Below are 25,601 nucleotides of genomic sequence, written 5' to 3' on the forward strand. Positions count from 1 at the left end.
ATCCGTAATGTAATTGGCACTCCTCGTTATAGATCAGCCAGAGCGCTTTACATAGATCAGCCGCATAACCTCAAGGAGTTATGTGAATGACCAATACCGTCCTCATCACCGGCTGTTCGTCCGGGCTCGGCAAGACCACGGCGAGGCACTTCGCCACCCAAGGCTGGAACGTTATCGCGACAATGCGAAAGCCGGACCAGAGTCTCGCCGCCGACCATGCCGATCAAATGCTTGTGCTGCCGCTCGATGTCACCGATCCCGCAAGCATCGAGGCCGCGATTGCCGCTGGCATCGAGCGCTTCGGACATATCAACGCCGTCGTCAACAATGCCGGCATCAGTGTCGTCTCGATCTTCGAGGCCACCGCGAAGGAGACGATCCGCGGCATCTTCGAGACCAACGTCTTTGGAATGATGAATGTCATGCAGGCGGCGATCCCGCATTTGCGTGACCAGGGCGGCGGCACCATCATCAACATCACCTCGGGCGTCGGGTTGGCCGCCGTACCGCTGCTGGCGCTATACACCGCGACCAAGCATGCCGTGGAAGGCCTGTCGGAATCGCTGTCCTACGAGCTTGAATCGCAGAACATCCTCGTCAAGCTCGTCGAACCCGGAGCCATGCGCACCACCAGCTTCACCTCCAACACCATGACGGCGTCAGAGGCCGTTTCGGTCCCGGCAACGTACAAGCCCTACTTCGACCACATGATGCAGTCGATGATGAACTACCCGTTCCCGGATGCGGACGAACAGCAGGTGGTTGCGACGATCTTTGCGGCAGCGACCGATCCGTCGCACCGACTGCGCTATCTCGCCGGTCCGGATACCGAGGAAATGGCAAGGCTGCGCTGGTCGACCTCGGAAGACGAGTACCTTTCCGCCATGAACCGGCTGATGGGCCAGACCGCCTGGCGCGATGGCAATGCCAGCTGACCGCTTCACAGCAGACCGCCCGGGTTAAGGCCACGACAGGATATCAGGCAATCGAGATCGGCAGCTTCGCCGCTGAACTCTCGAAGGCCGCGTCGATCAGCTTCTGCATGTCTGCGGCGCGCCGGAACGATGGTTCGCCGTTCCGGCCTGAATCCAGCGCGTCGGCAAAGCGCCGGGCATTGCGCTTGACACTGGGCAGCGCCAGCATCTGCCAGCGCTGAAGATCGACATCCCCATCCAGGCAGGCGGACAGGTTCGATACCTTGCCGTCGGTCTCGACCTTGATGGCGCCCCTGGTGCCGTGCAGGGCCAGCGACAGATCGTTGGCGTGGCCGGTCATGTAGCGGCTCGCCACGATCGTGGCGAGCGCGCCGGAATTGAGCCGCGCTGTCATCGCCACGCTGTCATTGGCATCCAGCACATAGTCGCCGATGCGATCGCCCTCGGCCTTCGGAAACGTCACCAGATCGGCATGCAGACTGACGATATCCTGGTCGGCCCCATAGGTGGCGAAGTCCAGGATATGAATGCCGACATCGCCGAGCACGCCGGTCGAGCCGTGCCGGCTCGACAAGCGCCACAACCATTTGTCCTCGACCCGCCAGTCGCCCCACGATTGGCTGACCAGCCAGCTTTGCCGGTAGCTCGCCTCGACATGGCGCAGCTCGCCGATCTCGCCGGCCTGAACCATGCGCCGTGCCTCCTGGATCGCCGGTGAGTTGCGGTAGGTGAGGTTGACCATGTTGACTACCCCGGCTGCCTCGGCCGCTTCGGTCATCGCAAGCGCGTCGGCGTGGTTCGGCGCCAGCGGCTTTTCGCAAAACACATGCTTTCCCTGAGCAAGCAGCGCCAGCGTCGTCGCCATGTGCGCCCCATCCGGCGTCGCGTTGATGGCGGCATCGAACTGACCCCAGGCGATCGCCGCTTCCAGGCTCTCGAAGAAATCGTCGATCTTGCTGACGGCGGCGAACGCCGCCGCACGGCCGGGCACCTGGTCGACGCAAGCGACGATGCTGCAGCCCGGAATTCCGGCAAACTCCTCGACATGATGCCCGGCGATGCCGCCGGTGCCGAGCAGAAGAATTCGATGCATCAACCCAAGCCCCCGCTTAACTCAAGCCCCCAATCAGCTCAGGCCCCAATCAGCTCAGGCCCTTGTCGCCATCGGCATGCAGGCGCAGCCCCTTCTGGACGATCTTCTCCTTGGCCGCATCCGTCGGCACGTTCGGCGCATTGGTGATGCCGGACCATGCCGGCGCCGGGTTGTGCGCCCAGTGCACCGCGTTGCGCAGCACCTGCTGCACGCCCTCATTGTGATAGATCGGATAGGTCTCGTGGCCGGGCGAGAAGTAGAAGATCCTGCCTGCGCCGCGCTGGTAGGTCAGCCCTGACCGGAACACCTCGCCGCCCTCGTACCAGGAGACGAACACCGTCTCGAGCGGCTCCGGCACGGCGAAGGGTTCGCCATACATTTCGGTCTCGCCGATCTCCAGGCACTCGCCGATGCCTTGCGCGATCGGGTGGCCGCGGTTGATCGCCCAGACGCGCTCGCGCTCGCCCGCCTCGCGCCATTTCAGCGAACAGGGCGTGCCCATCAGCCGCTTGAAAATCTTCGAGTAGTGGCCGGAATGGAGCACGATCAGGCCCATGCCTTCCCACACCCGCTTCTGCACCCGCTCGACGATCTCGTCCTTGACGTCGCCATGCGCCGCATGGCCCCACCACAAAAGCACGTCGGTGGCCGCCAGGCGCTTCTCGCTCAGGCCATGTTCGGGCTCCTGCAAGGTGGCGGTGGTCGCCTCGATGCCCTTGTCCTGGTTGAGTGCCGCGGCAATGGTGCCATGCATCCCCAAGGGATAGAGGTCGCGCACCGCGGCATTGGTCTGCTCGTGGACATTCTCGCCCCAAACGATCGCTTTTGTCGGCATTTTCATCTCCCAAAGCGCTTTAAATAGCATGTCCAATGGGATTGAGAAGGTCCGATGCAGCCTGGCCCGATGGAAAAATTGAGCAATTCCAGGAAAAGTGTGAAGCGGTTTTCCCGGGAAAAGCGCCATTGCGCTTCCCCTTGGGAATTGCGCCAAAACAGACGAGATAGAGCGGTTCGGCGTTTCCGCGAAACGATGAACCGCTCTACGTCTTGCGCTTCTTGCGCCCGGGCACGGTCTTGGCCTTGCCGGGTTTCGCGGGCGCGCCGGGAATGGACGTGCTGGTGATCGATATCGGATCGCTGGCCGGGAACGTGTCTTCGAGACCTTCCTCGAGTTCCTCTTCGGCGCTCGGCGCTTCGTGCCGCTCATGTTCGAGCGAGCGGACGGCCGATGTCTTCTTGACCGGCGACTTCGGCGCGGAATTCGACGGCATCGGCATTCTCCCTCGGCGTGCGGATGCAGAAACGAGCGTGCCCTGCAAAACGTTCCGAGTTCAGACCGCTGCGTCGCGCGATCCCTCGGACAGGAAAGTAAAAACATAGTCCGAGAAGGAACGCCAGCATTCAACCCGGAAGGTGTCGGCGGCTGTGCGCAGCAGCACGATCTCCGTCTTGCCCAGGATGGTGCGCGACGCTGCTCCCACCGGGAAGACGTCGAGCGATAGATCCTGCGGACAACCCGCATTGATCGTCGCTGCTGCCCCGGCGCCCGTCACGGCGATAGCAATGTTGCGATGCGAGATGCCGACCGCCGAGTGCAGCACGGAAACCTTGGCGCAATCGGCGAGCGGATCGCTACCGGCCTCGTCGATAACAAGCCATTCGTCGGGGCCGAGCCACAAGGCGGTTCGCCCACCCTTCGAGGCAGACGTCTTCGGCTTGTTCGGCAAGGTCACGCCGAGCGCTTTCGAAAGCGCTGCAACCGAAGCCTCCGGCGCACGCAATGACATGCGCTCAGCCGGCGGCAGCACCTCGACCTTGACGCTGGTCGCCGAAGTGCTGCGTCCAGCCAGCGCCGGACGGCGTTCTACCGAAGGCGATGCAGCCGGAGCCGTCTTTCTTGCAGCGGCCTTAGCCATTGAGGCGCCCTCCCGTCTCGTCGAAGAACACCATGCCGGCAACCTCCACTTCGATCACCCCGTTCGGCATCGGCACATAGAGCGTGTCGCCCATGCGGTCGCGGCCGCCGGCGACCAGCGCCAACGCGATCGAACGGCCGCAATTTTCAGACCAGTAGCTCGAAGTGACATGGCCGATCATCTTCATCGGGATCGGCTGCTTCGGATCCTCGACGATCTGCGCGCCTTCTTCCAGCACCACCTTGGGGTCCTTGGTCTTGAGGCCGACCAGCTGCTTGCGGCCCTTGGCGACCAGATCCGGCCGCGCCATGCCGCGGATGCCGACGAAATCGGCCTTCTTCTTGCCGACCGCCCAGTCGAGGCCGGCATCGTTCGGCGTCACCGTGCCGTCGGTGTCCTGCCCGACGATGATGTAGCCCTTTTCGGCGCGCAGCACATGCATGGCCTCGGTGCCATAGGCGGCCGCACCGTGCTTCTGCCCTTCAGCCCACAGCGCTTCCCATACGGCTTGGCCATAGTCGGCAGGCACGTTGACCTCGAAGCCGCGCTCACCGGTGAACGACATGCGGAACAGCCTGGTCGGCACGCCGCAGATCTTGCCTTCGCGCACCGACATATGCGGCAGCGCCTCATCCGACATGTCGATGCCTTCAACCAGCGGCGCGATGATGTCACGCGACTTGGGGCCTTGCACGGCAATGACGGCCCATTGCTCGGTGATCGAGGTCAGCCAGACATTGAGATGCGGGAACTCGGTCTGGAGATAGTCCTCCATGTGGTTCATGACGCGCGGCGCCCCGCCGGTCGTCGTCGTCACATGGAAACGGTCCGGCGCCAGCCTGCCGACGACACCGTCATCATAGATGAAACCGTCCTCGCGCAGCATGATGCCATAGCGGCAGCGGCCCGGCTCCAGCTTCTCCCACGGATTGGTGTAGAGCAGTTCCATGAATTTCGCCGCGTCAGGACCGACCACTTCGATCTTGCCCAGCGTCGAGGCGTCGAACAGGCCGGCCGTCTTGCGCACCGCGACGCATTCGCGGTCGACGGCAGCGTGCATGTCTTCCCCCGCATTGGGGAAATACCAGGCGCGCTTCCACTGACCGACATCCTCAAACACCGCCCCTTGCGCCTCGGCCCAGGGATGGATCGCCGTCTTGCGTGTCGGGTCGAACAATGGACCGCGCGCATGGCTGACGATCGCGCCAAAGGTCACCGGCGTATAGGGCGCCCGGAACGTGGTCAGGCCGACTTCCGGGATCGGCTTGCCCAGCGTCTCGGCGGCGATCGCCAGGCCATGCATGTTGGAGGTCTTGCCCTGGTCGGTCGCCATGCCGTTGGTGGTGAAGCGCTTGACGTGTTCGATCGAGCGCATGCCCTCGTGCACTGCCTGGCGGATATCCTTGGCAGTGACGTCGTTCTGGAAATCGACGAAAGCTTTCACCGTCGTGTCCGGCCCGGCGCCGGGAGCCGCACCCAGCATGCCGCGCGACCAGCTCTCCGAGGCATCGACCTTCGGCTTGGTACCCTTGGCGGTTTTCGCGCCCGCATCCTTGGCCGCCTTGGCGCCAGCCGCATAGGCCTCGTCCACCGTCGCAGACAGCCCGTCTGTGCCATTGCAGGCGCCAACCGAGACGCAGTCCTGCGCATAAGTGCCCGGCACGAAGCGCTTGGTCTCGTCGTTGAAGGCAACCTTGCCGCGCGACTGCGAGAACAGATGCACTGACGGCGTCCAGCCGGCCGACATCAGGATCGCGTCGACCGGGATGGTGCGCTCGCCACCACCATTCTTCGGCTGCACCGTCATCGAGGAAACGCGCAACTTGCCGCCGGCGCGGATCACCGCGCGGCCGAAATTGACCTCGATGCCGAGCGCCCTCGCCTCGTCGATCACCGGACCGGTCGGATTGTCACGCAAATCGACGATCGCCGCCACGTTGACGCCGGCCTTCTTCAGGTCGATCGCCGCCGCGTAAGCGGAATCATTGGCGGTGTAGATGCCGACATTTTTGCCGACCGCGACGCCATAGTGGTTCAGATAGGTGCGCGCGGCACCCGCCAGCATGATGCCCGGCCGGTCGTTGTCGGCGAACACCATGTGGCGCTCGATCGCCCCGGAGGCCAGCACCACGCGCTTGGCGCGAACTTGCCACAGCCGCTCGCGCGCCAGATCGTGGCCGGGAGCCGAGAGATGATCGCTGACACGCTCGACCAGCCCGACGAAATTCTGCGCGTAGTAGCCGAACGCCGTCGTGCGCGAGAGCACGCGGACATTGTCCATCGCGCTCAGTCGGGCGATTGCCGCCTGTGCCCAGGCAAAACCGTCCTGGCCGTCGATCTTCGCACCGGTCTCGAAACGCAGGCTGCCGCCGAACTCGGCCTGCTCGTCGGCGAGGATGACCCGCACGCCCGTTTCAGCCGCTGCCAATGCTGCCGCAATGCCGGCGGCACCGCCACCCAGCACCAGCACGTCGCAATGCGCATAGCGCGATGAATAATGGTCGGAATCCGGCTGGTCCGGGGAAACGCCAAGGCCGGCCGCGGCGCGGATCTTGGGTTCGTAGAGGCTCTTCCACGCCGCCTTCGGCCACATGAAGGTCTTGTAGTAGAAGCCGGCCGAAAACAGCGGCGAGGCGATGTCGTTGACCGCACCGACGTCGAAGGACAGCGACGGCCAGCGGTTCTGCGACTGCGCATCGAGCCCGTCATAAAGCTCCTGCACGGTCGCCCGCACATTTGGCGTCTTGCGCGCCGCATCGCGCTTGATCTCGACCAGCGCGTTGGGCTCCTCGGCGCCCGCCGACAAGATGCCGCGCGGACGGTGATACTTGAACGAGCGGCCGACGAGATGGACGCCATTGGCAAGCAGCGCCGAGGCTAGCGTGTCGCCCTCGATACCGGCATAGGACTGGCCGTCGAAGCTGAAGCGCGCGGTCTTGGCTTGGCTGAAGCGGCCGGCGCCGGGAATGCGGAACGCGCCGCTCATTTGGCAACTCCCGGGAGCTTGGACGGTTTCGGCTCGCCGGCCTTGTAGGTCATGACGAACTTGTCGGTGACGGTGTCGCGCACGGCATTGAAGAAGCGCGCGCAGCCGTGCATGTGCCGCCAGCGCTCATAAATGATGCCCTTGGGATTCGAGCGGATGAAGAAGAATTTTTCGAAATCGTCGTCGGTCTCGCCAGCAATGTTGGCCGAGCGTGCGATATGCGCCTCGCCGGCGTTGCGGAACTCGAGTTCCGGGCGCTCTTCCTCGCAATAGGGGCAGCGGATGAGAAGCATTTTGGTTCGTTCCTACAATTCGCCGTGGCCGACGCGGGCGCCCGCCGGTTGATCGCAAAGCTTCTGTCCCAGCGTCGCGAACGGCGCGACGAGCCGGATGCGCTCCTCCACGCTTGCGGCTGGGCGAAAAAGGTCGCGATACGCCATATTGCCGAGGGTAAGCTGCATCGGATCGGTGGTGACGATCACCTGACGTGGCTGGAATGTCTCGTCCACGCCTAAATCGGAAGGTCTGTTCTCGAAGAAGACAACCACCCTCTGGCCGCCGCTCCAGACGCAGGCCAGCATGCCCTCGTCGACCGAAAACGGCCAGTTGGCTTCGTTCCCGGCACGGCTGATCGGCTGCGTACGGACTTCGTCCGCCGACGGAAAATGGAACATGCCCCGTTCCCCCGCCAGCACTTGTTCCCCCGCCAGCATCAGCGGCATCGCCACAGCCATCTGCGCCATCATCAGTGCGCCACCGCCGCCGCCGCCGCCTCGTCGATGAGGCGGCCGGTGCGGAAGCGCTCGATGGTGAAAGGCGCGTTGATCGGGTGCGGATCGTCTTTGGCAATCGTATGGGCAAAGACATGGCCGGAGCCCGGCGTCGCCTTGAAGCCGCCCGTGCCCCAGCCGCAATTGACATAGAGGCCGGGCACCGGCGTCTTGGCCAGGATCGGCGATCGATCCGGCGTGACGTCGACGATGCCCCCCCACGAGCGCAGCATCTTCATGCGCGTAAAGATCGGGAACATCTCGCAGATGGCGTCCAGCGTATGCTGCAATATGTGCAGGCCGCCGGTCTGCGAATAGGAGACATACTGGTCGGTGCCGGCGCCGATCACCAGCTCGCCCTTGTCGGACTGCGAGATATAGGCGTGCACCGTGTTCGACATCACCACGCAGGGCACCACCGGCTTGACCGGCTCCGACACCAGCGCCTGCAGCGGATAGCTTTCCAGCGGCATGCGCACGCCGGCCATGTTCATGATGACCGAGGAATGGCCGGCGGCAACGACGCCGACCTTCTTGGCGCCGATGAAGCCGCGCGTCGTATCGACGCCCATGACCGCACCGTTGGCGGCCCGCTTGACGCCTGTGACCTCGCAATTCTGGATGATGTGCACGCCGCGCGCCGAAGCGCCGCGCGCATAGCCCCAGGCAACCGCATCGTGGCGCGCCGTACCGCCACGGCGCTGCAGCGCAGCCCCGACCACCGGATAGCGCGCGTCTTTGGAGGTGTTGAGCGGCGGGCAGAATTCCTTTGCCTGCTCCGGCGACAACCATTCATTGTCGATGCCGTTCAGGCGGTTGGCGTGGACGTGGCGCTTCAGCACCTGGATGTCGTGCACATTGTGGGCGAGCATCATGACGCCGCGTGCCGAATACATGACGTTGTAGTTGAGCTCCTGGCTGAGCCCATCCCACAGCTTCAGCGCGTGGTCGTAGATGCCGGCGCTCTCGTCATAGAGATAGTTGGAGCGGATGATGGTGGTGTTGCGGCCGGTGTTGCCGCCGCCGAGCCAGCCTTTTTCCAGCACCGCGACATTGGTGATGCCGTGCACCGTGGCAAGGTAGTAGGCGGTGGCCAGGCCATGGCCGCCGGCGCCAACGATGATGACGTCGTATTCCTTCTTCGGCTCAGGCGAGGACCATTGTTCCTCCCAGCCCTTGTGGCCGCGCATGGCCTCGCGGGCGATGGCGAATACCGAATATTTCTTCAACGTCCTGGCCTCGCAAATAGCGGCTGGGCATTCATTCGGTCCCGGCGCGCGAGGTGTATCACTAGCGAAACAGCGCTTCCACCCTTGCGCTGTTTGCGACGGCGCTTGCCGTTTTGCGCCACGACGAAAAAGACGCATGCGATCTGGCTGCCATCGCTGCGTTCAGTCACACTGCCTGCCGCGAGACTTGGGAGGACGAATATGGGCAACGCCTGGTGGAATATGACGTTGCGCTTTCTGCTGGAGCTTGCCGCCTTGCTCGGCCTCGGCATCGCCGGCTGGAGCCTCTCCGACGGATGGTGGCGCTGGGTCCTCGCCTTGGCCTTGCCGCTCATTGCGGCTGTGCTGTGGGGGACCTTCGCGGTACTCAACGACCCAAGCCGGTCGGGCCGCGCACCGGTACCTGTGCCCGGCGCGGTGCGGCTGGTGCTCGAACTGGTCATCCTGTTTGGCGGTGCTGCCGGATTCTATGTCGCCGGTTACACGATCACGGGCATCATCGTCGCCCTGCTCATCGTCATCAGCTACGCATTCTCGCTCGATCGGCTCGGTTGGCTGCTGAGGCAGTAGCTAGGGCGACGCGGCCTTTGCAGGTATCGGGTGGCTCCGACTCGCCCCATTTGCGACCAAGTATCCAATTGCCGGCTAGACCGGCGCGACGACAAGGATGCAGAAAATGTTCGCACTCGCCAACAAGGTCGCCATCGTCACCGGCGCCAGTTCCGGCATCGGCCGCGCCACTGCAAAACTCTTTGCCGAGGAAGGCGCCAAGATCATCGTCGCCGCCCGCCGCCAGGCCGAGCTCGATGCACTTGTCGCCGAGATCGCGGACGCCGATGGCATGGCTGTCGCGCTTGCCGGCGATGTCCGCGACGAAGCCTATGCAAAAGCCCTTGTCGATGCGGCGGTCGAAAAGTTCGGTGGGCTCGACATCGCGTTCAACAATGCCGGCGCCGTCGGCCTGATGGGACCGATAGCCGAACTGTCGCTGGAAGGCTGGCGCGAGACGCTCGACACCAATCTCACCAGCGCGTTTCTCGGCGCCAAATACCAGGTGCCGGCGATGGTCGAGCGTGGTGGCGGTTCGCTGATCTTCACCTCCACCTTCGTTGGCCACACCATCGGCATGCCTGGCATGACCAGCTATGCCGCCAGCAAGGCCGGCCTGATCGGGCTGACGCAGGTGCTTGCCGCCGAATACGGGCCGAAAGGCGTGCGGGTCAACGCACTGCTGCCCGGCGGCACCGACACGCCGGCGGCAACCTTCAAGACTCCGGAATCGCGGGCCTTCGTCGAGGGTTTGCATGCACTGAAGCGTGTCGCGGTGCCGGAGGAGATCGCCCGCTCGGCGCTCTATCTGGCGTCCGACGCCTCGAGCTTCACCACAGGAACGGCGTTACTGGCCGATGGCGGCGTGTCGATCAACCGGACGTGATGGGTTTTTCGCGGCGAATAGGCATGTTCATAGCCGCCAGGCAGACGGCGGTCTTGCTTTTTCGCCGCGATTTGGCGATGCCGTTTCCTGTCGAAACGGGTCTTCTTGCCAAAACCGGTCCTGCAAACATGATGCTGATCAGAACCTATGTGGCTGCGAGCGCAATCGAGGGCGTCGGCGTCTTCGCTGCCGAGCCCATCAGGAAAGGCGCTTCGATCTGGCGGCTCGATCCCGATTTCGACCGGCTGATCCCGATGGACAAATACGAGGCAGCGCCCTCGCATCTTAGGGAATTGCTCGACCGCTATGCCTATCCGAGCCCGGACCGGCCGGGTTTCATGGTCTATGAAGTCGACAATGGGCGCTTCATGAACCATGCCGGCAATCCAAACACGGATTTTTCACAGTATGGCGGAGCCACCGCGACCCGCGATATCGCCGCGGGCGAGGAGATCACCTGCGACTACGGCGAGTTCTTCGAGGATTTCGAGCGGCTTCACCTTGCCACGGCCTAGTCGGTCCCTTGATCCTGGGGCAAACCGGCTACGGTTGGCCTCCAAGTGCATTTCGGCTGTGGACAGCGCGGCATGATTCTGCTATCAGCCGCCCCAATTCGTGGTGTAAACCGCCGCGGAGGCTAGTGGCTATGGCCGCTTGCCTGTTGATATCAAACCCGAAAGACAGGATTGCCCGTGCAGGTACTCGTCCGCGACAATAACGTTGATCAGGCGCTTCGCGCTCTCAAGAAGAAGATGCAGCGCGAAGGCATTTTCCGCGAAATGAAGATGCGCGGTCACTACGAGAAGCCGTCCGAGAAGCGCGCCCGTGAAAAGGCTGAAGCCGTCCGCCGCGCCCGCAAGCTGGCCCGCAAGCGCGCCCAGCGCGAAGGCCTGCTGCCGATGACGCCGCGCCCGGTTGCTGCCGGCGCCGCCGGTGGTCCAGGTGGTGCTCCGCGTCCGCCGCGGTTCTAACGCCAATTTTTCGTCCTTTTCGAAGGATATCAGAGGTGGCGCGATGCGGAATCGCCGCCACCTTTTTGTTTTGATTGCGACCCGGCCCGGAGGGGGGAACCGGACCTGAGCGACGCGGCTTGAAGTGAGGACAGGGCAGACATGAACGCAACAAGCGTGGAGCGCGGGACCGCATTGCGTGGTTTCGCCCTGACAGCGGCTCTGCTCTCCGGACTGGCGCTTGCCGGTTGCCAAACGGCCGGCCCGACCGGTGAATTCAACAACATCGACAAGGCGCAAGGGTCTAGCGAGAACATCTCCTCGCTGTCGGCGGTCATCCAGCGCAATCCCCAGGATCCCGAAGGCTACAATGTGCGCGGCTCGGCCTATGGCCGTGGCGGCCAGTACCAGGCGGCGCTCAAGGATTTCAACCAGGCCATCCAGCTCAACCCGAATTTCTTCCAGGCCTATTCGAACCGCGCGCTTATCCAGCGCTTCCTCGGCAATCAGACCGCCGCGCTCGAGGACTACAACCGTTCGATCCAGATCAACGGCAATTATGACGCCGCCTATATCGGCCGTGGCAATCTCTATCGCAAGGCGGGTCGCACCCAGGACGCCTTCAACGACTTCCAGAAGGCGATCCAGCTCGACACGACCGACGCGCGCGCCTACCATAATCGTGGCCTGATCTATCAGAGCCAGGGCCAGCACAAATTCGCCATCGAGGACTTCTCGACGGCCATCTCGCTGGCGCCGGACGCCGCCGAACCCTATAACGGCCGCGGTCTCTCCTATCTGGCGACCAACGACGAAGACAATGCCTTTTCGGACTTCAACATGGCGATCAAGCTCGACGGCAAGAATGCCGAGGCCTGGGCCAACCAGGCGCTGATCTACGAGCGGCGCGGCGACAAGGCCAAGGCGGCGAAATCCTATCGCGAAGCCGTTCACCTTGATCCGACCTACCAGCCGGCCAAGGATGGCCTCGCCCGCGTCAGCTGATATCGATTTCAGCCGGCTTCGCGCCAATCAAGGTGCTTGTCCTTCGCGTCCGAAAGGAGGCGTGGCGCTGACCCGTCAATCCGGCAACCGCGCATTAACCCCGGCAGCAAGCTGTTGGCTCCTGCCTTGATCGCGCCAAGTTTTCAGCGGAACGGTCTACCCACCCAATCCGTTGTTAAGAAGTGATTTGCGAAAGGACCTCCCATGATCAAGAAACTCGCCTGCGCCGCTGCCCTCGCCACGACGGTCTTCGCCGTTGCCCCTGCCAGCGCCGGCAAGCTGCAACTCGGCACGCTCGACTGCACCATTGATGGCGGCACCGGCTACATCGTCGCGTCCAACAAGGGCGTCTCCTGCGTCTTCCGCCCCCACCATCACGGACCGTCGGAGATTTACACGGGCGTCATCTCCAAGATCGGCGTCGATGTCGGCCAGACGCATCAGGGCCAGCTGGTCTGGGCCGTGCTGGCTGCGACCCGCGATCGCGACGGTGGCGATCTCGCCGGCAGCTACTACGGCGTCAACGCCGAGGCGAGCGTCGTGACCGGCGGCGGCGCCAACCTGCTGGTTGGTGGCCTGGACAGCGCCTTCATGCTGGAGCCGCTCAGCGTCCAGGCGCAGACCGGCGTCAACCTTGCCGTGGCTGTGACCTCGCTCCAGCTGATCCACTCGTTCAAGTGAATGCATGGAGCCATGCGCTCCATGACCCCTCACCCTGCGGCGCGGAACCAGATAGGATGGTTCCGCGCCGTTTGTTTGATTTTGAGGGGACCGCCATGCCGAAGACAGCCATTGCCGCTGCCGTGATCGCCACCGTGTTTGCCGGGGCGGCGCAAGCCCAGGACCAGGGCATAGAGCTCGGCACGCTCGATTGCGCCATAGGCGGCGGCACCGGCTTCATTTTCGGCTCGAGCAAGGATTTGAGCTGCACCTTCAACCCCGCCGACAAGAGCTTCGCGCCGGAAGCCTATTTCGGCGCCGTCAACAAATACGGCCTCGACATCGGCACGACGAAGCAGACGGTCATGCAGTGGATCGTGCTGACGCCGCTGAAGAACATCTATGCGCCGGGCGCGTTGGCCGGCGACTATATCGGCGCCAGCGCGGAGGTGACGGCGGCCGTCGGCGCCGGCGCCAATCTTCTGGTCGGCGGCTCCTCGCAGGCCTTCACCTTGCAGCCACTCAGCCTGCAGACGCAGACCGGCATGAACCTCGCGATCGGCGTCAGCCAGTTCCAGTTGCGCAGCACCGCGAACTGATGCTGCAACAAAGGCCGCCGATCGAAAAGACGGCCGCGCGAACCATCCTCGAGAAACCGCTTGAGCTCAATCGCGGTTGAGGTTTTACAAGCCTGCCCCGAACGCAACAACGCCTCGATGCGGCGCGCAATCCGGCGCTGTCGATGTGCATGGTCCTGCCGGAAACCCGCACTGGCTTCTGGCGTCCTGCGCTGGCGTCGAGATATGGAAGGCAAGGGTGGAAATGACCAAAATCAGCACAAACAGGGTCGACTGGCGCGCATTGTGGGCAAGCGGCGACCTGGCGCGCTTCTGCTTCATCAGCCTCGGCATCCTGTTGCACGCCACCAACGAAACGATGGTGGCGACGGTGATGCCGGCCATGGTCGGCGAATTGGCGGGCGTGCAGCTCGTCGGCTGGTCGCTGGCCATCTATGAACTCGGTGCCATTGTTGCCGGCGCAGCGGCCGGACGACTGGTGAGCTATGTTGCCCTGCGCACCAACATGGTGGTCGCCGCGCTGCTTTACGCGGCTGGGGCGCTGATCTGCGCCACCTCGCCTTCGATGCAATTGTTCCTTGCCGGCCGCCTGATCGAAGGGCTTGGCGGCGGTGCGCTGGTGTCGCTGGCCTTCGTCTCGGTCGAGCGGCTGTTCTCGCGCGCCATCTGGCCGCAGCTTTTCGGCATCATGTCGGCGATCTGGGGCGTCGCCGCCTTCAGCGGACCGTTGCTCGGCGCGATCATGACCGAGTTGTTGTCATGGCGCTGGGCCTTCGGCATCTTCACCCTCGGCGGCACCGCCATGGCGCTGGCAAGCTTCATCGTGCTCGACACGCCGGAAGCGACGAAACCCAGGACGAGCACCGGCAAGGCGGCGCCCTTCCCGTTCGCGGCCCTTGGCTGTCTTGCCGTCGCCGTGGTGCTGATCGCCTCGGCCGGCGTCGACATCGCCTTGCTGCGCTCCTCGCTGCTGATGGCCCTCGGCCTCATTGGCCTGGTGCTGTTCTTTTACATCGACGCGCTGAAGCCGCGCTCGCGGCTGTTCCCGGCGCGGCTGTTCTCATGGCGCACGCCTGTCGGCGCCGGCATGACCATGGTTGCCGCCTTTTCTGTGGCGACCTGTTCCTTCGGTGTCTACGGGCCGCTGCTGCTGACCAGCCTGCACGACATTCCGCTGCTGACCACCGGCTACATCATTGCCGCCGAATCGATCGCCTGGTCGATCCTGTCGATCCTGGTCGCCAACGCGCCGCCGCAGCGCGAGCGGCTGATCATCATCGGCGGCGCGGTGATGATCGCGGCCGGCATCGCCGGCTTCGCCTATACGATACCCCTGGGCTCCATCCCGCTGATCCTGATCTGTGCCTTGTTGCAAGGCGGCGGCTTCGGCATCGCCTGGCCGTTCCTGACGCGCGTCATCGTCGCCTCCGCCCCGGAGGGCGAGCAGACCATCGCCTCGGCGGCGGTGCCGACCATGCAGCGCATCGGCTATGCCGTGGGTGCCGCACTTGCCGGCATCGTCGCCAATGCCAGCGGTTTTTCGCAAGGTCTGAACCACGACGCAGCGGCGAATGTCGCGTCCTGGCTGTTTCTTGCCTTTGTGCCGCTCGGCATTGTCGGCTGCCTGGCGGCCTTGCGAGTATCCATGCCCCTTGGTCAGCCGCGGGAAGCTATCGGCTAAAACCTGACCTGCTCACTCGACCTCGCGCAGGCGATAGCCGACGCCGGTATCGGTGGTGATGTAACGCGGCTGGTCGGGGCTCTTCTCGATCTTTTGCCTGAGCTGCCGGACATAGACCCTGAGATACTGCACGTCGGTTGAATCGCCCCAGACCTGCTTCAACAGGAAATGGTGGGTCAGCACCTTGCCGGCGTGCTGCACCAGGATGCGCAGGATATCATATTCCTTCGGCGAGAGTTTTACGTCCTTGCCCTCGACCTTGACGATGCGCTTGACCAGATCGACGCTAAGGTCACCGGTGTGGAACACCGGTTTTTCACCCTGCTGCTGGAACTTGTGCCGCAACGCCACGCGGATGCGTGCGACCAACTCGTTCATACCGAAGGGTTTGGTGACATAGTCGTCGGCGCCAAGTTCCAGAGCCTGGACGATGCCGGCCTCGTCGGTGCGGCTGGACAGAATGACCACCGGAATGTCGAGACCGTCGTCGCGCCATTTGCGCAGCAGCTCATGGCCGCTCATGCCGGGCAGGCCGAGGTCGAGCAGGACGAGGTCCGGCTTCTCCGCCTCCATCAGTTCGATCGCCACCTTGGCGTTCGGCGCCTCGCTGATCACGTAGCCCTGGCTGCCGAGCCCGACGCGAAGCAGCTTGCGGATCGGCGGCTCGTCATCGACGACCAGTATCCTGACGTTCGAGTTTGTCATGCCAAGTCACCCAGATCGTCCGTATTCGAGGCGTCGAAATTGGGCGGGTTCGCCGGCTTCGGCATCTTGATAGTGAAGACCGCGCCCGAACGATCGGTTCGGTTTGCCGCCGTGATCGTGCCACCCATCGCCTCGATGAAGCCACGGCAGATCGACAGCCCGAGCCCGGTGCCGGCACGGACCTGATCGCGCTTGCGCACCCGGTAAAAGGTGTCGAAAATCCGCTCCAGATCTCCAGGGGGAATGCCCGGCCCTTCATCCATGATCTGCAGGAGGACGGAGCCGTTGTCGGTCCAGCCCTGCACGCGGATCGTCGAACCGGCCGGCGCATATTTCGCCGCATTGTCGAGGAGATTGAACAGCGCCTGCTCGAACAGGACGGGGTCGACCTTCAGCATCGGCAAATCTGATGGGATGTCGGTCTCGGTCTTGTGCTCGGCAATGATTTTCCTGGCTCTCTGCAAGGCAGAGCCGACGATGTCACCGACATAGTGGAAGGCGTAGTTCGGCTCCATTGCGCCGGACTCTATCTTGGTCATGTCGAGCAGATTGGCGATGAAGCGGTTCAATCGCTCGGATTCATCGAGCACGGTCGTCAGCAGTTCTGCCCGGTCATGTTCGGGAAGTGCCGGTGCGAATTCCCTCAGCGTGCCGGCCGCGCCCATGATGGCGGCGAGCGGCGTCTTCAAATCATGCGAGATGGAGGTAAGCAGCGCCGAGCGCAGCCGGTCCGCCTCGGCTGCGAGCTTGGCGCGGTCGACGTCGGCGACCAGTTGAATACGCTCGATGGCGACCGCTGCCTGGTCGGCCAGCGCATCGAGCAGGCGCTGCTGCTCGGGCGTCAGCAGCGGCCCCTGCTTGTCATTGTCGAGGCCGACGACACCGATTGCCGTACGCCCCGTCCGCAAGGGCAAATAGAGCCGCTTGGCGCCGGGAAGCGTGTCGGCGCCGCGACCCGCGGCACGGTTGTGTTCCCAGGCCCAGCGGGCGGCGGCGATGTCGGCCTCGGCTAGCGTGTCGTCGGGCGGATAGCCGGCCTTGACGGTGATCGTTCCGTCTTCCGGCAGAAGCAGCACCACCCGCAGCTTCAGCATCGAGGCGATCTGGAAGGCGGTGGCCCAGAGGACGTCGTCGAGCGTGCCGGCACCGGCTAGCTTCTTTGAAAAAAGGTAGATGTCCTCGGTCGCCCGCGCCCGTGAGCGGGCAGCGACAGCCTGCCGCTGCACGCGCGCCGTCAGATTGCTGGCAATCACCGCAACGACGAGGAACACGCCAAGTGCAACAATGCTTTCCGGATCCCGGATGGTCAGCGTGTAGCGCGGCTCCAGGAAGAAATAGTTGAACGCAAGGGCGCTGACGAAACAGGCATACAGAGCCGGCCAGAGCCCGCCAGTCACCGCCGATGCCAGCACCGCGATGAGAAAGATGATCGCCAGATTGCGGACGTCGAGAAACTGATCGAGAAGGACGGCAAAGGCGAGCGAGCCCATGAGATAGGCCGTGGCCAGAAGATAAGGCCAGATTTGGAACTGCCACTGCTCGTCCGCCGTCCTGACGCTCTTCAACGCCGTCTCTGTGTTGCGTTCGGTTCCCGAAATGACATGGACGCTGATGTCGCCGGCATTGCGAATGAGATCATAGGTGAGCGAGCCTTCGATCAATTCGCGCCAGCGCGACCGGGTCGGCCTGCCGACCACGATATGGGTGAAATTGTTCGCCGTCGCATAACGCACGATGTCCTGCGCCACATTCTGACCCGGAATGGTGGTCACCTCGGCACCAAGCTGTTGGGCAAGGCGCAGGTTCGTCGCCAGCCGGTCCTTGTCGTCCTCGGGCATGCTGGCCGAACGAGTGCTATCGACGTGCAGCGCCGTCCACGGCGCACGCAGCCGGTCGGCCAGCCTGCGTGCATAGCGCACGCGGGCCGCTCCGCCCGGGCGCGCGTCCAGGCAGACCAGAACCCTTTCCCCCGCTGCCCACGGTCCGGGAATGGCGTGCGCCTGCATGTGGATCAGCAGTTGGTCATCGACGCGCTGCGCGGTGCGGCGCAGCGCCAGCTCCCTGAGCGCCGTCAGATTGCCCGGCGAGAAATAGTTCTCGATCGCGCGCTGGGCGGTGTTGGGAAAATAGACCTTGCCTTCCTCGAGCCGCTTGATCAGGTCGTCGGGGGTGAGATCGATGATCTCGACATCGTCGGCCTGGTCGATGATGGAATCGGGAACCGTCTCGCGGACCCTGACCTTGGTGATCTGGGCGACGACATCGTTCAGGCTTTCGACATGCTGGATGTTGAGCGTCGTGTAGACGTCGATGCCTTGCGTCAGGATTTCCTGGACGTCGAGATAGCGCTTGGGGTGGCGGCTGCCAGGGGCATTGGTATGGGCGAGCTCGTCGACGAGAACCAGCGCCGGGCGCCGGGCAATGATGGCGTCGATATCCATCTCGTCGAGGATACGCCCCTTGTAGTCGACCTTGCGGCGGGGAATGACCTCATATCCCTCGACCAGAGCCAGTGTTTCCTTGCGGCCATGCGTCTCGACGACACCGATCACCACATCCACGCCGTCGGCCAACCTGGCGCGGCCCGACATCAGCATCTCGTAGGTCTTGCCGACGCCCGGTGCTGCGCCCAGGAATATGCGCAGGCGGCCTCGCGCCTCCCGCTCGGCATGATCAAGCAGTGCGTCGGGAGAAGGTCTGGTGTCGTTGCTTCTGTCGTCCGGCATCGGGATCGATCATGGATGGCGCCGGGGATACTGTCGATCCCCGGCCCGCACCATTCACTATTTCGCGGCGTCCAGCGCAAGGTTGAGACCGAGCACATTGACCACCGGCTCGCCCATGAAGCCGAGCTCCCTGCCCTCGACCTGGCTATCGACAAGCGCCTTGATCTTGGCCTCGTCGATACCCCTGGCTTTGGCCACCCGGGCGACCTGGAAATAGGCGGCTTCCGGGCTGATATCAGGATCGAGGCCGCTGCCGGAGGTCGTCACCAGGTCCATCGGAACAGGCTGGTTCGGGTTTTCCGCTTTCAACTTCTCGGCGTCCCCCTTGATGCGATCGATCAGCTTGGGATTGGTTGGGCCGAGGTTGCTGCCGCTCGAGGCGGCGGCGTTGTAGCCGTCGCCGGCAGCCGAGGGGCGACCATGGAAATAACGGTCGCTGGCAAAGCCCTGGCCGATCAGTTCGGAGCCGATGACCTTGCCGTCCTTCTCGATCAAGCTGCCATTGGCCTGACGCGGGAACAGGGCCTGGGCGATGCCGGTCATGCCGATCGGATAGATCAGGCCGGTCAGCACCGTGAAGAAGACGATCATGATGATCGCGGGTCTTATCTGGGTGAGCATGGACGTGTTCCTTAAGCGAGGCCGAGGGCGGTGACGATCATGTCGATCGCCTTGATGCCGACGAAGGGGACGATGATGCCGCCGAGGCCGTAGACGAGCAGGTTGCGGCGGAGCAGCGCGCCGGCGCCGATGGCACGATATTTGACACCTTTCAGCGACAGCGGGATCAGCGCGATGATGATCAGTGCGTTGAAGATGATGGCTGACAGGATGGCGCTCTGCGGCGTCGCCAGATGCATGATGTTGAGCGCCTGCAACGGGCCGGTGGTCTGTCCCGGCGCGACGTAGAAGACGGCGAACATCGCCGGGATGATGGCGAAATACTTGGCCACGTCGTTGGCGATCGAGAAGGTGGTCAGCGAGCCGCGCGTCATCAGCAGCGCCTTGCCGATTTCGACGATCTCGATCAGCTTGGTTGGATCGCTGTCGAGGTCGATCATGTTGCCGGCCTCGCGGGCTGCCACCGTGCCGGTGTTCATGGCGACACCGACATCGGCCTGGGCAAGAGCCGGCGCATCGTTGGTTCCGTCGCCGCACATGGCGACCAGCTTACCCTTGGCCTGCTCGTCGCGGATCAGCTTCAGCTTGTCCTCCGGCGTCGCCTGGGCGAGGAAGTCGTCAACGCCGGCTTCCGCGGCAATGGCTGCCGCCGTCATCGGGTTATCGCCGGTGATCATCACTGTGCGGATGCCCATGCGGCGCAGTTCGGTGAAGCGTTCGCTGATGCCGCCCTTGACGATGTCCTTGAGGTGGATGACGCCGAGCAGGCGCCCGTCGCGTTCGACCGCCAGCGGCGTGCCGCCGGACTTGGCGATCTCGTCGGCGATGGCCTGGAGGTCGCGGACGGCTTCACTGCTTGGGCGCGTGCCATGAGAGGCGGTTGTTGACTGGTTGACATGGGCGAGCACCGAATCGACGGCGCCCTTGCGCACCGATGAACCATCGATATCGACGCCGCTCATGCGGGTTTGCGCGGTGAAGGGCACGAAAGTGGCGTGCAGCGTTGCCATGTCGCGGGCGCGGATGGCGTATTTCTCCTTGGCCAGAACGACGATCGAACGGCCTTCCGGCGTTTCGTCGGCGAGCGAGGCAAGCTGGGCGGCGTCGGCCAGTTCCTGCTCGGTGACACCCTTGACCGGGCGAAACTGCGTCGCCTGGCGATTGCCGAGCGTGATTGTGCCGGTCTTGTCGAGCAGCAGCGTGTCGACGTCGCCGGCCGCTTCGACGGCGCGGCCGGACATCGCTAGCACGTTGAAGCGCACCAGGCGGTCCATGCCGGCGATGCCGATAGCCGACAGCAGCGCACCGATCGTCGTCGGGATCAGGGTCACGAACAGGGCGACCAGCACGGTCACCGAGATATAGCCGCCCGAATAGGAGGCGAAGCTTGGAATGGTTGCGGTGGCCAGCACGAAGATCAGCGTCATGCCGACGAGCAGGATGTTGAGCGCGATCTCGTTCGGCGTCTTCTGGCGTTCGGCGCCTTCGACCAGCGAAATCATGCGGTCGAGGAAGGTGTGGCCGGAAGCCGCGGTGATGCGCACGCGGATCCAGTCGGACAGCACTTGGGTGCCGCCGGTGACCGCCGAACGGTCGCCGCCGGATTCGCGGATGACCGGCGCGGATTCGCCTGTGATAGCCGCTTCGTTGACCGAGGCAACGCCTTCGATCACTTCGCCGTCGGACGGAATGATGTCGCCGGCTTCGACCAGCACGGCGTCGCCGACCTTGAGGCTGGTGCCGGGCACGAGTTTGTATTTGGTGCGGTCATCACCCGTCAAAAGCTTGGCCTGGGTCTCGGTGCGTGCCTTGCGCAGCGAGTCGGCCTGCGCCTTGCCGCGCCCTTCAGCGACAGCTTCGGCGAAGTTGGCGAACAGCACGGTGAACCACAGCCAGATGATGATCTGCAGCGTGAATTTGAAATCGCCGCCGCCGGTGATCAGATCCCTGACGAACAGGACGGTCGTCAGCGCCGAGACGACGGCGACGACGAACATCACCGGATTCTTGATCAGGGTACGCGGGTTCAATTTCTTGAAGGCGCCGCCGATGGCGGGCCACAAGATGCTAGCATCCATGATGCTGGCGGATTTGGACTGGCTCATTTGATGGCTCCAGTATCGGAGTTGGTGGATGGCACCGATCGATCGGATGCCGAAAAGGGCGGGCCGTAGGCCAGCAGCCAGATCACGATCATGACTGCCGCGATGCCCAGGAATGTGGATACGCTCGGGAAGGGAGGAGGATCCGCCTCCCCCTCATTGTCGGCCTTGGGCCTAGCCTTGCGACGCATGGTGTTGAACCAGGACATGGCGGTATCAGAAGGTCTGCCCATGGATCATCGCCAGATGTTCGACGATCGGTCCGATCGCCAATGCCGGGAAGAAGGTCAGGCCGACGACGATGAGGATGACACCAACCAGCAGACCGACGAACAGCGGGCCATCGGTCGGGAAGGTGCCGGCGGAGGCCGGAACCGTCTTCTTCGCCACCAGCGAGCCGGCGATGGCCAGCGCCGGAATGATGACCAGGAAGCGACCCATCAGCATGGTGATGCCGAGCGTTATGTTGTACCAGGGCGTGTTGCCGCTGAGGCCGCCAAAGGCCGAGCCGTTGTTCGCCGCCGCCGAGGTGTAGGCGTAGAGTACCTCGGAGAAGCCATGCGGCCCGCCATTGGCGATCGACGCCACAGCGCTTGGCAGAACCACCGCAATGGCCGTGAATGTCAGCATCGCCAGCGGCAGGCACAGGATTGCCAGCATTGCCATCTTGACCTCCTTGGCCTCGATCTTCTTGCCAAGATATTCGGGTGTGCGGCCAACCATCAGGCCGGCAACGAAGACCGCGACCACGATGAACATCAGGATGCCGTAGAAACCGGCGCCGACGCCGCCGACGATGACTTCGCCGAGTTGCATGTTGATCATCGGGATGAAGCCGCCGAGTGCCGTGAAGCTGTCATGCATGGCGTTGACCGCGCCGCAGGACGCGGCGGTGGTGACGACCGCGAACAGTGCCGACATGGCGACCCCGAAGCGGCTCTCCTTGCCTTCCATATTGCCGCCGTCGATGCCAAGCGCGTGCACCAGCGGATTGCCGGCGGCTTCCGCCCAGTAACAGACGGCGACACCGGCGATGAACAAAACACCCATGGTGGCCAGGATCGCCCAGCCCTGGCGCTGGTTGCCGACCATGCGGCCGAAGACATTGGTCAGCGCCGCGCCGAGCGCGAAGATCGACACCATCTGGATCAGGTTGGAGATCGCGTCGGGGTTCTCGAACGGATGCGCGGCGTTGGCGTTGAAGAAGCCGCCGCCATTGGTGCCAAGCATCTTGATGGCGATCTGCGACGCGACGGGGCCGACCGCTATCGTCTGCTGGGCGCCTTCCAGTGTCGTGGCGTTGACATACGGGCCGAGCGTCTGCGGCATGCCGAGCCAGACATAGACAAGGGTCAGGATGATGCAGAGCGGCAGCAGCACATAGAGCGTGCATCGGGTCATATCGACCCAGAAATTGCCGATGGACTTGACCGACGCGCGGGCAAAGCCACGGATCAGCGCGACCGCGATAGCGATACCAACCGCCGCCGACATGAAGTTCTGTACGGTGAGGCCGGCCATCTGCACGAGGTAGGACATCGTGCTTTCGCCGCCATAGTTCTGCCAGTTGGTGTTGGTCACGAAGCTGGCAGCGGTGTTGAAGGCAAGATTCTGTTCGACTGCAGTCATGCCGGCCGGATTGTAAGGCAAGACGCCTTGCAGCCGCTGCAGGAAATAAAGCACCAAGAAGCTGGCAACGCTGAAGAACATGATGCCTGCCGCATAGGCGGTCCAGTGTTGTTCCTCGCGCTCGCTGGTTCCCGCGATGCGATAGAGCCCGCGTTCAATCGGGCCTAGAACCGGCGAAAGAAATGTCCGGTCGCCGTTGAAGACGCGATACATGTAGCCGCCAAGCGGCTTCACCAGCAAAACGACGATCCCGCAGTAGACGAGGATCTGTAGCCATCCGTTGAGAGTCATGGTTGTAGCTTTCCGTGCCTTGCGCCAGTTGCGGTCAGAAGCGTTCTGGGCGAACGAGGGCGTATGTCAGGTAGACGAGCAGGAACAGTGTCACGCCGCCACCGAGAATATAGTCGACGAGCATTTTGCGGTCCTCGCGTTAAAGAATGTCACAGGCTTTGATGTAGGCGAAGGAAAGGGTGAAAAACAAAATCCCGATCCCGAGAACGACGATATCCATCGTGTTTGTTCCTTGTGTTTGCTTTTGTACTTTGTGCCCTTGATGGAAAGGTTCGCAATACCCTGAAACGGCCCGTCGCATTGAGGCGGCGGTACCGGATGTGTTTTCTCAAGGTGGAATATGGACCCGATCGCCATAAAGGTTCGAGACGGGGCGGAGCAAAAAGAAATAGGAATTTTATAAAGATTTCCGTTCGAAGCGGCCGGAACGAATCCCGGGACGGGAGATTGTCAACTTGAGGGCTCAAGCACTAAAGGACATGACAATGGCAAAGCAGAAAATGCTCGACGACCTGTTTCACGACACGCTGAAAGACATCTATTTCGCCGAAAAGAAGATACTGGCGACGTTGCCGAAAATGGCCAAGGCCGCGCAAAGTGCCGACCTGAAAGCCGCCTTCGAAAAGCACCGGACCGAGACCGAAGGACATGTCGCAAGATTGGAGAAGGTCTTTGGCGTCATCGGCAAGAAGCCGGCCGGCAAGACCTGTGCGGCCATCATGGGCATCACCGAGGAAGGCGCCGAGATCATGGAGGAGTACAAGGGATCTCCCGCGCTCGACGCCGGCCTGCTGGCTGCCGCGCAAGCGGTCGAACACTACGAGATCTCACGCTATGGCACGCTGAGGACCTGGGCCGGAGAACTCGGCCTGAATGAGGCCGCGACGTTGCTTGAAGCGACGCTGAAGGAAGAAAAGGCCACCGACGAAGCGCTGACGCAGCTCGCGGAGTCGGCCGTGAACGTCGCCGCGGAAGCCGCGTAGATCCGTAAAAGAATGATCGTTGGGCCGCGCCTAAACGATCTAGCGCGGCTCCCGCATCATGCCGATATAGGTTGATCGAACTCGGCGATTTCCTGCAGCCGGTGCGACGCACAGGTTCGACAAGTTAATTGCCACGGAAGGCGCAACGTCGTCAGGCTCAGCTGCAGGGTCGCAGGAAAAGAGAAAGCCCGGCTGGGAGGGCCAAGCCGGGCTTTCTGTTGTGGCTTATGTGGCTTTGGCCACCACGATGGAAGGGTGGCATCGATCTTCAGGCGGCATAACCACCATAACCACGGGCAACGGCGTGCACGCCCGCGACCGGCTCGAGGTCAGGCCACAGGATGCCGGTAGCCTGCGCGAATTCGAGCAGCGCCCGGCGTGCCTGCTCGATGGTCACATAGCCCGGAATGGCGAGGTCACACGCCTTGACCGCATTGCGGTAAAGCGGGCCGCGTCGGGAGGTCGTCCAGTCGGTCAGAAAATCGTGCATTTCGGCCAGCGAGGCGATCTCGCGCTTGAAGCCGAGGCCGACGGACAGTGCGACCGGTGAATGAAACAGCTTGTCGTGCATGAAGCGGGCTCCTGATTTTATCGCAGCCCTTGGAGAAATATCCGGGCGGGTCCACGAACGGGACGCCAAGAAACGCGCAACGAGGCAGGAGGTTCCAAGCTTGGGCCTGGACGTTTTTGGGATGTGCCCGGCTGCTGTCGAAGCGGTTGTTTCGAAGGCTGAGCGGCCTCAGGAAATGTGTCCAGGGCCTTGCGTCGGATACCCGATTAGCCGGTGATGTCGGACGGGCATATGCGCTTGGCGATCTGCGCGTGCCACGGTTTCATTGCTGAATGGATTTGGCCGGCATCCCAATATCGTTCTGAATTCCTATGGCATCCGCGGCCCATTCCCGCATTTCCGGGGACGCATCGCTGGACTTGAGGATCGACACTGCCAGTGCTGCTATATCGGCCGGCGGTTTTTGGTTGGCGGCCATATAGGCAAAGTAGCCAACTGTGATGGCACACCCTATCGAAATAACAGGGGGGACAAACTGTGCTGTCTTCAGAGCCATTGTTCGCCAGCGTTTGGATGGGCTGGGTTTTAGGACGTCATCCTCGTCATCCAGGTCAGTCATTCCACTCTGCCCCCGCGAGTCGATACCACACCATCTAGTAGGATGAGCTTCATTAGTTAAAATGCGAATAAGACTTTATGGGCTTGTTCGCATAACAACGCCGCGAGTATACGGCCTGCGCGATCGACCGAAGGACCTAGCCAGACAGGATGGGCCCGGACGATGTGCTGCTACCA

Annotated in this window: 27 protein-coding genes; 10 read left to right on the plus strand and 17 right to left on the minus strand. The window is 63.0% G+C overall.

The window, feature by feature from the left end; all coding sequences use genetic code 11:
- The first annotated feature begins 86 nt into the window (after positions 1–86).
- Complete coding sequence (locus tag EJ076_RS30790) at positions 87–935, plus strand: SDR family oxidoreductase (RefSeq protein ID WP_126070399.1); 849 nt, start codon at positions 87–89, stop codon at positions 933–935.
- A gap of 43 nt (positions 936–978) precedes the next feature.
- Here EJ076_RS30790 and EJ076_RS30795 read toward each other — a convergent pair whose 3' ends face one another.
- From EJ076_RS30795 to EJ076_RS30830, 8 genes are all read right to left on the minus strand, one after another.
- Positions 979–2,028 (minus strand): Gfo/Idh/MocA family oxidoreductase, encoded by a 1,050-nt coding sequence (locus tag EJ076_RS30795; protein WP_126070400.1) that lies wholly within the window; start codon positions 2,026–2,028, stop codon positions 979–981.
- Between the two features lie 49 nt (positions 2,029–2,077).
- The gene (locus EJ076_RS30800; RefSeq protein WP_109661207.1) at positions 2,078–2,863 is read right to left on the minus strand and encodes a ThuA domain-containing protein; all 786 of its coding nucleotides are present in this window, start codon (positions 2,861–2,863) and stop codon (positions 2,078–2,080) included.
- 205 nt (positions 2,864–3,068) lie between these two features.
- Complete coding sequence (locus EJ076_RS30805; protein WP_109661205.1) at positions 3,069–3,299, minus strand: hypothetical protein; 231 nt, start codon at positions 3,297–3,299, stop codon at positions 3,069–3,071.
- A 60-nt stretch (positions 3,300–3,359) separates the two neighbouring features.
- The gene (locus EJ076_RS30810; protein ID WP_109659164.1) at positions 3,360–3,944 is read right to left on the minus strand and encodes a sarcosine oxidase subunit gamma; all 585 of its coding nucleotides are present in this window, start codon (positions 3,942–3,944) and stop codon (positions 3,360–3,362) included.
- Positions 3,937–6,930, minus strand: a complete 2,994-nt coding sequence (locus EJ076_RS30815) for a sarcosine oxidase subunit alpha (protein ID WP_109659162.1) — start codon at positions 6,928–6,930, stop codon at positions 3,937–3,939. The genes EJ076_RS30810 and EJ076_RS30815 overlap by 8 nt, the downstream gene beginning before the upstream one ends.
- Positions 6,927–7,223 carry a sarcosine oxidase subunit delta gene (locus tag EJ076_RS30820; protein WP_109659161.1) on the minus strand — a complete coding sequence of 99 codons (297 nt, stop codon included), beginning with the start codon at positions 7,221–7,223 and terminating at the stop codon, positions 6,927–6,929. The genes EJ076_RS30815 and EJ076_RS30820 overlap by 4 nt, the downstream gene beginning before the upstream one ends.
- A gap of 12 nt (positions 7,224–7,235) precedes the next feature.
- A complete protein-coding gene (locus tag EJ076_RS30825; RefSeq protein WP_126070401.1) occupies positions 7,236–7,676 on the minus strand; it encodes a hypothetical protein in 441 nt (146 codons plus the stop codon).
- On the minus strand, positions 7,676–8,929 hold the full coding sequence (locus EJ076_RS30830) for a sarcosine oxidase subunit beta (protein WP_109659157.1): 1,254 nt from the start codon (positions 8,927–8,929) through the stop codon (positions 7,676–7,678). Before EJ076_RS30830 ends, EJ076_RS30825 begins: the two co-directional genes overlap by 1 nt.
- 201 nt (positions 8,930–9,130) lie before the next feature.
- Here EJ076_RS30830 and EJ076_RS30835 point away from each other — a divergent pair, with 201 nt between their 5' ends.
- From EJ076_RS30835 to EJ076_RS30870, 8 genes are all read left to right on the plus strand, one after another.
- Positions 9,131–9,499, plus strand: coding sequence for a DUF2568 domain-containing protein (locus EJ076_RS30835; protein WP_109659155.1), 369 nt, complete (start codon positions 9,131–9,133; stop codon positions 9,497–9,499).
- 106 nt (positions 9,500–9,605) lie between these two features.
- Positions 9,606–10,364 carry an SDR family oxidoreductase gene (locus tag EJ076_RS30840; RefSeq protein ID WP_126070402.1) on the plus strand — a complete coding sequence of 253 codons (759 nt, stop codon included), beginning with the start codon at positions 9,606–9,608 and terminating at the stop codon, positions 10,362–10,364.
- Positions 10,365–10,492: 128 nt separating this feature from the next.
- Positions 10,493–10,879 (plus strand): SET domain-containing protein-lysine N-methyltransferase, encoded by a 387-nt coding sequence (locus EJ076_RS30845; RefSeq protein ID WP_109661202.1) that lies wholly within the window; start codon positions 10,493–10,495, stop codon positions 10,877–10,879.
- Between the two features lie 177 nt (positions 10,880–11,056).
- The gene (gene rpsU, locus EJ076_RS30850; protein WP_023671138.1) at positions 11,057–11,335 is read left to right on the plus strand and encodes a 30S ribosomal protein S21; all 279 of its coding nucleotides are present in this window, start codon (positions 11,057–11,059) and stop codon (positions 11,333–11,335) included.
- A gap of 141 nt (positions 11,336–11,476) precedes the next feature.
- Entirely contained in the window at positions 11,477–12,319 is an 843-nt protein-coding gene (locus EJ076_RS30855) for a tetratricopeptide repeat protein (protein WP_109659153.1), read from the plus strand.
- A 204-nt stretch (positions 12,320–12,523) separates the two neighbouring features.
- Positions 12,524–13,000: a DUF992 domain-containing protein gene (locus EJ076_RS30860; RefSeq protein ID WP_109659151.1), complete on the plus strand. Its 477-nt coding sequence runs from the start codon at positions 12,524–12,526 to the stop codon at positions 12,998–13,000.
- 95 nt (positions 13,001–13,095) lie between these two features.
- Positions 13,096–13,578 (plus strand): DUF992 domain-containing protein, encoded by a 483-nt coding sequence (locus EJ076_RS30865; protein ID WP_109659149.1) that lies wholly within the window; start codon positions 13,096–13,098, stop codon positions 13,576–13,578.
- Between the two features lie 223 nt (positions 13,579–13,801).
- Positions 13,802–15,238: an MFS transporter gene (locus tag EJ076_RS30870; protein ID WP_126070403.1), complete on the plus strand. Its 1,437-nt coding sequence runs from the start codon at positions 13,802–13,804 to the stop codon at positions 15,236–15,238.
- A gap of 12 nt (positions 15,239–15,250) precedes the next feature.
- On the opposite strand, the gene EJ076_RS30875 is transcribed toward EJ076_RS30870, so the two are convergent.
- From EJ076_RS30875 to EJ076_RS30905, 7 genes are read right to left on the minus strand one after another with little or no spacing between them, the layout of a single operon-like run.
- Positions 15,251–15,943: a response regulator transcription factor gene (locus EJ076_RS30875; protein ID WP_126070404.1), complete on the minus strand. Its 693-nt coding sequence runs from the start codon at positions 15,941–15,943 to the stop codon at positions 15,251–15,253.
- Positions 15,940–18,669 (minus strand): sensor histidine kinase KdpD, encoded by a 2,730-nt coding sequence (locus EJ076_RS30880; protein ID WP_126070405.1) that lies wholly within the window; start codon positions 18,667–18,669, stop codon positions 15,940–15,942. The genes EJ076_RS30875 and EJ076_RS30880 overlap by 4 nt, the downstream gene beginning before the upstream one ends.
- Positions 18,670–18,726: 57 nt before the next feature.
- Positions 18,727–19,290: a potassium-transporting ATPase subunit KdpC gene (gene kdpC / locus EJ076_RS30885; RefSeq protein ID WP_109659141.1), complete on the minus strand. Its 564-nt coding sequence runs from the start codon at positions 19,288–19,290 to the stop codon at positions 18,727–18,729.
- 11 nt (positions 19,291–19,301) lie between these two features.
- Complete coding sequence (gene kdpB, locus EJ076_RS30890) at positions 19,302–21,395, minus strand: potassium-transporting ATPase subunit KdpB (protein WP_126070406.1); 2,094 nt, start codon at positions 21,393–21,395, stop codon at positions 19,302–19,304.
- Positions 21,392–21,601, minus strand: coding sequence for a hypothetical protein (locus EJ076_RS30895; RefSeq protein ID WP_126070407.1), 210 nt, complete (start codon positions 21,599–21,601; stop codon positions 21,392–21,394). The genes kdpB and EJ076_RS30895 overlap by 4 nt, the downstream gene beginning before the upstream one ends.
- A gap of 7 nt (positions 21,602–21,608) precedes the next feature.
- Positions 21,609–23,312 (minus strand): potassium-transporting ATPase subunit KdpA, encoded by a 1,704-nt coding sequence (kdpA, locus tag EJ076_RS30900; RefSeq protein ID WP_126070408.1) that lies wholly within the window; start codon positions 23,310–23,312, stop codon positions 21,609–21,611.
- Positions 23,313–23,346: 34 nt separating this feature from the next.
- A complete protein-coding gene (locus tag EJ076_RS30905) occupies positions 23,347–23,436 on the minus strand; it encodes a K(+)-transporting ATPase subunit F (RefSeq protein WP_023669708.1) in 90 nt (29 codons plus the stop codon).
- 361 nt (positions 23,437–23,797) lie between these two features.
- On the opposite strand from EJ076_RS30905, the gene EJ076_RS30910 reads away from it, so the two are divergent.
- The gene (locus tag EJ076_RS30910) at positions 23,798–24,295 is read left to right on the plus strand and encodes a ferritin-like domain-containing protein (RefSeq protein ID WP_164548776.1); all 498 of its coding nucleotides are present in this window, start codon (positions 23,798–23,800) and stop codon (positions 24,293–24,295) included.
- Between the two features lie 268 nt (positions 24,296–24,563).
- Here the strand turns inward: EJ076_RS30910 and EJ076_RS30915 are convergent, their stop codons facing one another.
- Together EJ076_RS30915 and EJ076_RS30920 are read right to left on the minus strand one after the other, a co-directional pair.
- Positions 24,564–24,866: a DUF982 domain-containing protein gene (locus tag EJ076_RS30915; protein WP_109659131.1), complete on the minus strand. Its 303-nt coding sequence runs from the start codon at positions 24,864–24,866 to the stop codon at positions 24,564–24,566.
- A 262-nt stretch (positions 24,867–25,128) separates the two neighbouring features.
- Positions 25,129–25,425, minus strand: a complete 297-nt coding sequence (locus EJ076_RS30920) for a hypothetical protein (protein WP_109659129.1) — start codon at positions 25,423–25,425, stop codon at positions 25,129–25,131.
- Between the last annotated feature and the right edge of the window lie 176 nt (positions 25,426–25,601).

The sequence above is a fragment of the Mesorhizobium sp. M7D.F.Ca.US.005.01.1.1 genome (assembly GCF_003952545.1).
Classification (GTDB): Bacteria; Pseudomonadota; Alphaproteobacteria; order Rhizobiales; family Rhizobiaceae; genus Mesorhizobium; species Mesorhizobium loti.